This is a genomic window from Microcoleus sp. D3_18_C2 (genome assembly GCF_036702395.1).
GTDB lineage: Bacteria > Cyanobacteriota > Cyanobacteriia > Cyanobacteriales > Microcoleaceae > Microcoleus.
The window spans coordinates 293,428-304,785 of record NZ_JAUBTG010000002.1 but is presented as its reverse complement, the minus strand read 5'-3'; the positions used below and the strand labels follow the sequence as shown (position 1 = coordinate 304,785).

The 11,358-nt window shown below is 44.3% G+C and carries 8 protein-coding genes and 1 pseudogene; 3 read left to right on the top strand and 6 right to left on the bottom strand.

Annotated elements, in window-relative coordinates:
* Positions 1–511: ISAs1 family transposase (locus tag QUA88_RS02665; RefSeq protein WP_333057251.1), on the bottom strand; the 511-nt coding region annotated here is incomplete at its 3' end.
* Positions 512–605: 94 nt separating this feature from the next.
* Between QUA88_RS02665 and QUA88_RS29425 the strand changes: the two are divergent.
* Positions 606–995, top strand: a pseudogene (locus QUA88_RS29425) (ATP-binding protein); the annotation flags it as partial.
* A complete protein-coding gene (locus QUA88_RS02660) occupies positions 996–4,850 on the top strand; it encodes a SpoIIE family protein phosphatase (protein ID WP_333270078.1) in 3,855 nt (1,284 codons plus the stop codon).
* A gap of 398 nt (positions 4,851–5,248) precedes the next feature.
* Here the strand turns inward: QUA88_RS02660 and QUA88_RS02655 are convergent, their stop codons facing one another.
* The 3 genes from QUA88_RS02655 to QUA88_RS02645 form a co-directional block, all read right to left on the bottom strand.
* Entirely contained in the window at positions 5,249–6,544 is a 1,296-nt protein-coding gene (locus tag QUA88_RS02655; RefSeq protein ID WP_333055090.1) for a dihydrolipoamide acetyltransferase family protein, read from the bottom strand.
* Positions 6,545–6,717: 173 nt separating this feature from the next.
* Positions 6,718–7,158, bottom strand: a complete 441-nt coding sequence (locus QUA88_RS02650) for a YlqD family protein (protein ID WP_333054966.1) — start codon at positions 7,156–7,158, stop codon at positions 6,718–6,720.
* 154 nt (positions 7,159–7,312) lie between these two features.
* Positions 7,313–9,262: a long-chain fatty acid--CoA ligase gene (locus QUA88_RS02645; RefSeq protein WP_333270075.1), complete on the bottom strand. Its 1,950-nt coding sequence runs from the start codon at positions 9,260–9,262 to the stop codon at positions 7,313–7,315.
* A 135-nt stretch (positions 9,263–9,397) separates the two neighbouring features.
* On the opposite strand from QUA88_RS02645, the gene QUA88_RS02640 reads away from it, so the two are divergent.
* Positions 9,398–10,393, top strand: a complete 996-nt coding sequence (locus QUA88_RS02640) for a leucine-rich repeat domain-containing protein (protein WP_333270072.1) — start codon at positions 9,398–9,400, stop codon at positions 10,391–10,393.
* Between the two features lie 91 nt (positions 10,394–10,484).
* Here the strand turns inward: QUA88_RS02640 and QUA88_RS02635 are convergent, their stop codons facing one another.
* Both QUA88_RS02635 and QUA88_RS02630 read right to left on the bottom strand, forming a co-directional pair.
* Positions 10,485–10,703, bottom strand: a complete 219-nt coding sequence (locus QUA88_RS02635; protein WP_333270069.1) for a UPF0175 family protein — start codon at positions 10,701–10,703, stop codon at positions 10,485–10,487.
* Between the two features lie 468 nt (positions 10,704–11,171).
* Positions 11,172–11,309 (bottom strand): hypothetical protein, encoded by a 138-nt coding sequence (locus QUA88_RS02630; protein ID WP_333054970.1) that lies wholly within the window; start codon positions 11,307–11,309, stop codon positions 11,172–11,174.
* Positions 11,310–11,358 lie beyond the last annotated feature (49 nt).

The following is an 11,358-nucleotide window of genomic DNA, read 5'->3' as shown; positions in this document are numbered from 1 at the left end:
TCTTATTGACTTTTTTTTGCCCTAAAACTAATTGATGGGATGAAGACCATGCACTGACTATATGCAATGGTTTTTGGCTGTGATTCCGGTCATAAGATTGTTTCATTGTTTTGCCATCAATGGCTATGACTTCTAGCTCCAATTTTTTGGTAATTGAATTTACCCAACTCAAAAAACACTCTTGAAACTGCTTCGGTTCAATTCGAGCAAATACTCGACTAAATGTATCATGAGAAGGAATTCCATTCGGCAGTTCTAGAAAACCTTTTAGCCATTCATATTTAGTTTTTCCATAGAGTTCTATTGCCCCCCATCCATCCGCACCGCTAATGACAGCTAGAATCGCAATGGCTACAATATCTATTAGTAAATGCTCTTTACTTCTTTCTATTCTTGGATCGGTCAAGGTCTCAAAATGGTTTAAAAAACTAACGTTCAATAAGTCTGTCGGATTCGATACACCTATTGTTTTTTGTTGGGAAGTTAAAGTCGAAGTAAACCCTTTCGCCATCGATCGCACCTATCAATTACGCACTTGATTTAGCTAAACACTTCATCTTATCATGTTTGAGGTTGAAATTAAGATGCGTTTACCCTGATATTTTATTGCGGGTAAGTTTGACCAGTTTAAGCGCAACATTCCCTATGCGGCGTTAATCCAAGCATTTCAAGAATTAGTTCGTCAGCTATTAACAGAAATTTCCGAACACATTGCTATTTGGAAAGAAAACTTATTAAAGTCGCTAGATAATAACGGTCAAGTTATTATTGATGTTATCCCCGAAGTCGAACTAATTATCGGTAAACAGCCTGAAGTTCCTCAACTGGGTTCATCGGAATCCCAAAACAGATTTAATCGGGTCTTTCAACAATTTATTCGCGTTTTTTGTCAACCCGAACACCCGCTAGTCATATTCCTAGACGATTTACAGTGGGCAGATTCGGCATCTCTAAAGTTAATTCAACTCTTAGTCACTGACCCAGATAGCAAATATTTGTTAACGATTGGAGCTTATCGAGATAACGAAGTCAGTCCCGTTCATCCTTTAATTCAGACAATAGAAAAAATTCAAGAAACTGAAACGGCGGTGAATAATATCACCATTCAGGCGCTGGCTTTGGATAGCGTCAACCAATTAATCGCCGACACTCTCGATGCCAGCGTAAATTCAGACAAAATCAAAGTTTTTTCCGAGTTACTTTTTAATAAAACCCAAGGCAATCCGTTTTTCTTAACGCAGCTACTCAAAACCCTGTACTCGGAAAATCTGCTGGTTTATCAAGTAGATACAGACCGCTGGGAGTGGGATATTCAACAAATACAGGCGATTGGTATCGCAGATTTCAATATTGTTGAACTGGTTGGTCGCAATATTCGCAAACTCCCTGAAAAAAACCAGAAATCATTAAAATTAGCGGCTTGCATCGGCAACCAATTTAACTTAGAAGTTTTATCAATTGTCAATGAAGAATCAAACTTAGCGACGGCTGCTCATTTGTGGGAGGCAATGCAAGCGGGTTTGATTCTGCCGCTGTCTGAAAATTACAAAATTCCTCTAGTCTTTGCCCAGGAAGAGTTGGCATCTATACGCGATATCAAAGTTGACTACAAATTTTTGCACGATCGCGTGCAGCAAGCAGCCTATTCTTTGATTCCAGAATCGGAGAAAAAAGCCACTCACCTGAAAATTGGTCAACTACTGCTGAATAATACAACAGAGCAAGAGCGAAAAGATAATATTTTTGCTCTGGTTAACCAACTGAATTTTGGCACAGATTTGCTAACTAATCAGTCAGAAAAAGATGAGTTAGCCCAATTAAACCTGATTGCTGGACAGAAAGCAAAGGCAGCTACTGCCTATGAAGCCCCTGTTAATTATTTGAATGTAGGTATAGAACTCCTGAGTCAAGATAGCTGGGAAAGTAGATACGATGTGACATTTAATTTTTATCGGGAAGCGGCGGAAGCCGAATATCTCAATGCCAATTTAGAACGTGCGGAAATTTTGTGCGATCGCACTCTCAAAAAAGCCAAAACAATCCTCGAACAAGTCAACTTATACGCACTGAAAATTAGGCTTAACCTCGCTAAAAACCAGAACAATTCTGCGGTAGATACCGGACTGCAAGTTCTAGAAATGCTGGGAGTGACCATATCTCAATCACCGCCGCAAGAACTCAATATTGAGGAGTTAGCTAACCTGGCAGAAATGACCGATCCCTACAAGCTGGCGACTATGCAGTTTTTAGTTCTTATATTCGCACCTGCTTGCTTTGCAGAAAGCCCGCTATCGCTACCAATTCTATATACTATGATCGAACTTTCTCGTCAGTATGGGAATTCGCCACAGTGTACTTTTGCATATTCCATTTACGGAATATTCGTGTCTTGGCTCATACCAGATATAGATTTGGCCTATCAACTTGGTGAACTTTCTTTACAAGTATTAGAGCAGTTAGATGCCAAAGAGTTTCGTTCTAAAATATTGGTTAATGTTTCGATCGGTATTACGCACTTCAAAAAGCATACTAGGGAAACTCTAGAACCCCTTCGTCAAGCAATTAATAGCGGCTTAGAATTTGGAGATATAGAATATGCTTGTCATGCTGCTGATTACTACTGCGCTCATCTGTTTTTTAAGGGCGAGCATCTAGACTACGTGCAAGAACAACAAAAACACTATATTGATTTTGCCGATAACTTGTCCCAAGAACACCAGTTATATTTACTCAAAATCCTCGGTCAATTAGTAGAAAATTTAAGGGGGATGACAGATAATAAACTGCTTTTGATTGGCAGCATATTAAATGAGGAAGAAGCTATCTCTTATTTAAGAGAAGTAAAAAATTTTATGTGCTTATTCAGGGTTTATTATGCGAAAACTGTAGTTTGCTATTTATTTAAGCAATATGAAGAAGCTCTAGAATTTGCTAGGGAAGGGTTGAAATATTCAATTTACGTTCAATCAAATATTAGCTTTATTGAACATAGCTTTTACTATTGTCTGATTCTTTTAGCCCATTTTGAAGCAATTTCAGGAGAGGAAGAAAAGAAACAAAAATACCTTATTCAAGTCGAAGAAACTCAGAAAAGTATAAAAAATTGGGCGTTCCATTGCCCAATGAATCACCAGCATAAGTATGACTTAGTAGAGGCCGAAAAAGCCCGCGTCTTAGGGCAATCTTTCTCAGCAATGGAATATTACGACCTAGCGATAGATGGAGCCAAGGAAAATGGATACGTCCAGCACGAAGCCCTCGCCAATGAACTAGCAGCAGAATTCTATTTAGCATTAGGTCGTCAGAAAGTAGCGCGTACCTACATGATAGACGCTTACTATGCTTATATTCGCTGGGGAGCAAAGGCAAAAGTTAAAGATTTAGAAGAGCGCCATGCTGAATTACTCGCACCTATCGTCGGTAGGAAAAATAGCCTGACGAGTGGAAGAGACGAAACGATGGTTCAGAGCAGAACCACTGTCACTTCTACCAGTTCAGGTGCTGCAAACGAGCTGGATTTATCAACAATTATCAAAGCCTCCCAAGCGCTCTCAGGGGAAGTTAATTTAGATAAGTTACTCTCGAACTTGATGCAAGTCTTGCTGGAAAACGCGGGAGCAGAAAAGTTTTATTTTATCATACCTGACCCAGCAGGTAAGTGGACAATTGAAGCTCAATGTACGGGTGAACGATGTCAATTAATATCCAAGTCAGCGACTGAAAGTCAAGAGATTCCTATCTCCCTGGTTAATTATGTAGAACGCACGCAAGAAACTGTTGCGATCGATGATGCAACGAATAAAAGCAGGTTTGCCTCTGACCCGTATATTATTCAGCAGCGACCTAAATCTATTTTGTGTAGCCCCCTGATCAATCAAGGTAAGTTGGTAGGCATCTTATACCTAGAAAATAATTTAACAGCGGGGGCTTTTACGCGCGATCGCTTAGAAGTCCTCAACATCATTTCCGCCCAAGCTGCGATCTCCATCGAAAATGCCCGCCTCTATCAAACTTTAGAAGATAAAGTGCAACAACGCACCGCCCAACTCGCCCAAGCAAACCAGGAAATTAGCAGCCTCAATAACAAACTTAAAGCCGAAAACATCCGCCTCAGTGCTGAGTTAGAAGTCACCAAACGACTGCAACAAATGATCTTGCCCAAACAATCAGAACTAGATAAAATTAAAGGATTAGAAATAGCTGGATATATGGAACCTGCCGATGAAGTGGGTGGCGACTACTACGACGTACTAACCCAAAAAGATCGGGTAAAAATTACCATCGGCGATGTTACGGGACATGGTTTAGAAAGTGGCGTATTAATGATTATGGCGCAAACCGCCGTCCGCACTCTCCAAAAAATGAACGAAACCGATCCGGTGAAGTTTCTTGATGTGTTAAACCGCACCCTTTATGCCAATATCGAGCGCATCGACTCATCTAAAAACATGACCTTGGTTTTGTTAGATTATCAAGATAGTAACTTTACCATCAGCGGTCAACATGAAGAAATAATTGTAGTCCGTACTGATGGTAACATCGAACGGATCGATACAATCGAACTCGGCTTCCCTCTGGGATTAGAGGAAGATATTGCTGATTTTGTTTCCCAAGTTCAAGTGCATCTTAATCCAGGGGATGTAGTAGTGCTTTACACAGATGGAATTACCGAAGCTGTAAATATAAATAAAGTGTATTACGGCATAGAAAGATTGTGCCAAGTGACCAAAGAAAATCGCCACAAAACGGCTGAAGAAATTCGACAAGCAGTAATTGATCATCTGCTGCAACATATTGACAAACATAAAGTTTTTGACGACATTACGTTGGTAGTCCTAAAACAGAAATAACGCAAGTTTGTAATTGGTAATTAGTAATTGGTAATTGGTAAATTGTTTGAGCGTCCGACGATCGAAACCGACTTCACGCCCAACAATTTGGGAAATGGTGCGCGGACTCACGAAGGTGCGATCGAAAGCTGAGCGCTACGTCTGTGCTAAGTTGGGCGATCGGGCGAATTGGTATTAGAGCTAATCGCAGGTTGAACAGACAAAACTTGCACTTTCATCGTCTTAATGAGTAATATCAAATCCGTTGGTATCGGAATTATTCATCTCTCTCTTCTCTGACTCTGTGTCCTCTGCGGTCTCTGCGGTTAAATCATTCCAAAATTAGACATCTCATTAAAAGCTAAGTCTAAATCCCCCTTTCCTGCCAATAACAGTAAAAGGGAGATTTAGGACGATCGCTAAAGCGTCAAAGACTGAGGATTTGTCTCAATCAACTTCGCTAAATCTTGCAAGAAAGACGCAGCATCAGCACCGTAAATAATCCGGTGATCGCAAGTAATATTCACCTGCATTTGGCGCTTCACTCCCATCAAACCATCTTCATTAGCCACTACTTGCGGCCGCGAAGAGCCGATCGCCAAAATCGAGCCTTGATTCGGCGGCAAAATCGCGTCAAACTTGTCTACTCCAAACATTCCCAAATTGGAAAGAGTAAAAGTCCCCGTGCTGTATTCATCAGGCTTTAACTGCTTGGTGCGGGCGCGATCGACTAAATCCTTCCAAGTGCGGGAGAGCGAATAAATATCGAGGCGATCGGCATTTTGCAACACCGGCGTAATCAAACCACCGCCATCCATCGCCACCGCTACCGCCACATTAATATCAGCGCGGTATTGAATTCCCGACTCCACATAAGAAGCATTCAGCAGAGGATGTTTTTGTAAAGTTACAGCTACAGCCTTCGCCAGCATAGCCGTCATCGTGACGCCCTTCGACTTAATTTGTTTGTAGAGTTTGTCCAGATTATCAGTAGTAATTGTGTAACCGACGCGGAAAGAAGGCACGCTCAAACTTGCTTCCATATTCCGCACCACCGCATTTTGCAGCGCATTCATCGGTACTTTTTGGCCCGAAAGTGCGATCGCCGGGACTGGTGCGGGTGCGGGTTTGGCTGCTGCGGGGGCGGGTGCTGCAGATGCCGGTGCGGGTGCTGCGGGAACTGTTACCGCTTGCTGAACCGGAGCTGGTTGAGCTTTGCCGGCTGCTGCTTCCACATCCTCTGCGACAATGCGACCGTTGGGCCCGCTGCCTTTGATAGAATTCAAATCTACTTTAAACTCTTTGGCTAATTTGCGAGCGCGGGGAGAAACGACGCTGCGGCCGTTTTGGCGACTAACATTTTGCTGTAAACCTGCTGAGGATGTAGCTGCGCTGACAGGAGCGGGGCTGGGAGCCGGGGCTGCGGCTGCGGTTGGGGCGGCGGCTCCTTGCTGCTGAGCTGTGGCGATTTCGGCTTCCGTTTCTGCTACCAGGGCGATTGCCGCCCCCACCGGAGCAACTTCGCCCGCAGGTACGATAATTATTGCTAAATAGCCTTCGTAGAAAGACTCCACGTCCATGTCGGCTTTGTCGGATTCAACGACTACCACCGTTTCGCCTTTTTCTACTTTGTCTCCGGCGGATTTGACCCAGGAAACAATTTTGCCCTCTGTCATGGTAGAACTCAGGGCTGGCATGAAAACTTCGCGAATCATCTGTAAAAAGTCCTTTTGTGTTGGTAATAGGTAATCGGTATTTGGCAATTGAGCATTGGCGATCGGCCACCGGCAATACTTATTATTATGCCAGTGTCTCGCATTCTTGATGTGTGACTGTTGACTCAAAATCAATTGCCAATTACCGATCGCCAATTACCACTTACCAATTTCTAAATATCACCTCGAATTTCTTCGACTATGCCGTCGCGGAGGAGAATTTCTACTTGCATTTTTTGAATCAAGTTTTCTCCCAGCCCGACAGTGAACGTGCCGTCAATTTGACCTTGACTCACTTCTTGTTCCAGGTCTAGCACCTGCACTTGCTGAAGCTGTTGCAGGTTTTGGTTTTTCTGTTCTAGCAGTTCGCTTTTTCTTTGATTCACCTGCACTTGAATGTTTTCTATTTGCTGCATTACTTGCGGGCCTGGGGGCTGCAAATTTGACTTTTGGATTTCTGAAATCATCCGCTGCCCTTGCATTTCTAACTGTTGTAGCTGAGAGTCTATTTGGTTGATTTGGGCTTGGAGTTGCTGTTGAGCTTCTTCTTTCCAGCGAGGAGTAACGACGACTTTAACGTTAATCGATCGCTTCAAGAGTAATTGTGGTTCCATAAAAAAGTTGTTGCTTGTCAATTAGGAATTAGGCATTAGTCATGAGTCATTAGTTGGTAAACCTGAACTAATGGCCCAGGACTGAGGACTCGGAATCGGGACTCGGGTGTTGGGATAATTTTTTCTTTTCCATTCCCCAAGTCCAGCGAATATTTCAAAACATCCCGTCAATCATATCGCGGTAGTGTTGCGTCACAACCGGGCGCTTAATTTTCAGGGTCTGGGTCAACATTCCATTCTCGATCGAAAATGGCTCCTGAATCAAGCGGAACGGGCCGATGCGATCGTCCGCGCGGTATCCAGGGCGATTTTGCACCTCTCGGTTCAATTCTTTGCGGAATAAATCTTGAATTGTCTTGCTATTCCAGTCAATTTCGTGTAAGGGGGGATTTTGAGTTTCTGCCCATTTCTGCACGGCTTCTGCATTGGGGACAATTAAGGCGCCGACGGATTTCTGGTCTTGACCTACTAGCATAATTTGGTCGATGTAGGGGCTGCGGACGCAGGCGTCTTCTATGGGCTGGGGTTCGATGTTTTCGCCGTTGGTGAGGACGATCGTATCTTTGGCCCGCCCGGTCAAGATTAAGTCGTTTCCCGGTGTCAGCCAGCCCAAATCCCCGGTGTCGAACCAGCCTTCGGAGTCGATCGCCTTGGCAGTCGCTTGGGGATTAAGATAATAACCTGCCATGATTTGCGGCCCGCGCGCCAATACTAAGCCGCGCTGGCCTGTGGGCAGTTGCTGTCTGGTTTCTGGGTCTACTATTTTAATTTCCGTATGGGCAATGGGCTGTCCTGCGGAACCTTTAAGATTGTGCCAAGGGCGGCGCACAGTTAAAACCGGCGAAGTTTCGGTTAAACCGTATCCCACCAACAAACCGATATTCGCTATTTCAAAGAAATTGTCTAAATGCGTTGCCAAAGAACCGCCGCCGCTAATTGCCCATTTTAAGCGTCCTCCCGTAGCTTCCCTGACTTTTTTGTAAACCAATTTTTCTGCCAGGCCGTGTACGGGCGACCACAGAATGCTTTTGATGCGGGCGATTAGTTTTTCGGAAGCAGAAGCCGGTTTCAAACTGAGAGTTAATCCTTGGGAAATGCGGCGGTTCTCGATGTATTGCTGGCTGGCAGATAACAGGAAATTCACCAATTTTTGTTTGTTAGGCGGCTGTTCCCGAAATTGCTTTTGTACGGCCTCATAAATCGATTCCCAGATGCGCGGAACGCTGACCATGTACTGGGGTTTGTAAGTTTTAAAGTCTTGTTTGAAATAGCGAATATTGGTGTAAATTTGCGTGCATCCTTGGGAAAGCAGGAAGTATTCGACGCTGCGTTCGTAGGCGTGCCAACTGGGCAGAATGCTGAGGACGCCGTCGCCGCCTTCGGGCTGGAGAATTGTGCCCAAGGTGTTGAGTTGGTGCAGCAGATTGCCGTGAGTCAGCATGACGCCTTTGGGTTTGCCGGTGGTGCCGCTGGTGTAGAGGAGGGTGGCGAGGGTTTGAGGCTTGTGGTTGGTGGGTTTGAGGGGACGGTTTGCCCCTGTGGTCATCACTTGGGAAAATTTGACTGTGCTTAGGGTTTGGCTGGTTTCCGGTTCTTCGTCGGAGAGGAGGACGATGAGTTGGATGGGCAAATCTGGGAGGCGGTGTTGCAGTTTTTTGAGTAATGCCTGGTTTTCGACTACCAAGGCGGTGCTGCCGCTGTCTTGGATGATGTACAGGAGTTCTTCGGGGTCGGCGGTGGCGCCTCGAACGGCGTTGGCGCCCCCGGCCATCATGATACCTTGGTCGGCTATCAGCCAGCGGGGACTGTTGTCTGCGAAGAGGGCGACGCGGGGAGGGACTGCTTCTTCGGGATTTGGTTCGATGCCTAGGGCTTGTAAGCCGGCGGCGAATTGCTGGATTTGCTGGTACAGGTCGGTGTAGGTGAGTTTGATTTCTGGCTGGGTGTGGGGGTCGTGGAGGGCGACGGTTTGACCGAATTTTTGTTTGACGATCGCCCAAATTTCGGGTATCGATCGAATGGAACTGTAATCGATTAGCTTGCTGAGGTTCGCGCGTTCGCGATCTGCCATTTGAGATGATGCGTAAGATGCTGTGCTGTTCATAAGGTATTTTCCTGAGTTTGTGCAGATAAAGTTATTGGCTATAAGTTTAATATCACAGTTATTTTAGAACTATCTGGCAGTCTCGTGACAGTTTACCAACGTGCCATTGTCTATTCAGGAAATTAGAGGTACAAGATGATGAAACTTATAGTTGCACAGAAACACATAAATTTAGCAAGTTTGATAGTAGTTGCTTTGAGTGCGATCGTAGCATTATCTGGAACTAGCCTCGGAGTGAAGGCCGCAGAAGTGCGATCGGGAAACAGAACGTTTGCTGATTGGTGTCGCGAAAAAGCTTCCTTGAGTCCTGAAGTTAAACATACAGTTGAAGTGCTGTTGGAGAAAGCAGGAGCCACTGAGTGCGATGAAGCTAATCAGAAACTTTCGAGTCTCGCAAACCTCAGCCTCGAAAACAATAAAATCAGCGACATCAAACCCCTAGCATCCTTGACTAACCTGAGTGTACTATCCCTCGACAACAATCAAATTATAGACATTAAACCGCTAGCATCCTTGACTAACCTGAAAGGGCTGAGCTTGAACGACAATCAAATTATAGACATCAAACCGCTAGCATCCTTGACTAACCTGACTGAGATCCTCCTCAGCGACAATAAAATCAGCGACATCAAACCGCTAGAATCTTTGACTAATCTAACTTGGCTGTTCCTCAGCGACAATCAAATTATAGACATCAAACCGCTAGAATCCTTGACTAACCTGACTGTGATCCGTCTCAAAAACAATCAAATCAAAGATATCAAACCGCTAGAATCATTGACTAAACTGACTAGGCTGTTCCTCAGCGACAATGAAATCAGCGACATCAAACCGCTAGAATCCTTGACTAACCTGACTGTTCTCGGTCTCAACACCAATAAAATCAGCGAGATCAAACCCTTACAATCCTTGACTAAACTGGATTATCTCGATCTCGACAACAATAAAATCAGCGAGATCAAACCCTTACAATTATTGACTAAATTGACTAAACTACACCTCATAAATAATAAAATTAGTGACATTAAATCTTTGCAATTTTTGACAGAATTGCGTGCTTTATATCTCAACGAAAATCCAATTTATCCCAAAACTTGTCCTCTCAAGCCAGAGTCTATCTGTAAGTGGTAACTCTAGAATTAAATGCTAAAACTTTCCCACAGTTCGGAAATAGGGTGTAATTTGCCTTCTTTAATTTGCTGGAGGGAGTTACAGAGGCTGGCTAAGACGAGTTCGGCAGGATCGTCATCGGGATCTGCGGGCGGGGGGACATATGGCGACTGATTAATAGTTGGTAGAAGTCGTCCACAGACATTACAGCGAGTTGAGCGGCTTTATCGAGACTGAGGCTGTGCTGCTGATAAAGTACGATCGCCAATTCTATCCTCACATCGGCTTCAGTCAGGGGGAGATTGTCGGGAAGGTCGATCGTAATTTGCATGATTTATAGTACATTTTAATTTCAATTGTCTCTGAAGTGCGATCTTACAGATTCATTAAACTTTGATTCATTGTTTCTGCCTGTTCCTAACTTTTACAGCTATTGTGCAAAAGGCATTTGGGAAGTCGCAATGAGTAACGTGCAGGCTGCTCAATTACTAGCAGTTGCCTTGACTGATCACAACTCAGGTGAAGCGGCATGAAATAGGGTGAATTCAACAACAGATGATAGGGCTAAGATGTGCCGAAAAGTACCCTTCCTCCCATCCCCAAAATAATTTAACTCGATTGTGCGGCGGCAATCGCTGGGGAGCATCTCATATTTGTAAAAACACTTTTTCTGGCTCCTTCCTTCTTCCTTCTTCCTTCTTCCTCTTTTCTCCTGGCTCCTGACTCCTGACTCCTAACTCGAATTTCTAGCGGAGGGCGGCTTTCATTGAGATGCTCTCAATCGCTGGATTCTGCATAGTTAATTAGTCGCCACAAGTGTCTGGCATTGCATCACAGTAATTAACCGCGAAATCACCACCGTCAATCTTGGTTTCAACAGTGTCAGTAATTGAAAATACAAAGACTTGCCACCGCCCGTCGGGATGACAATCATCATATCCAGTTTTTGTAAAGCAGGTTCGACAATTTCCTGAGTTGGTTGTTGG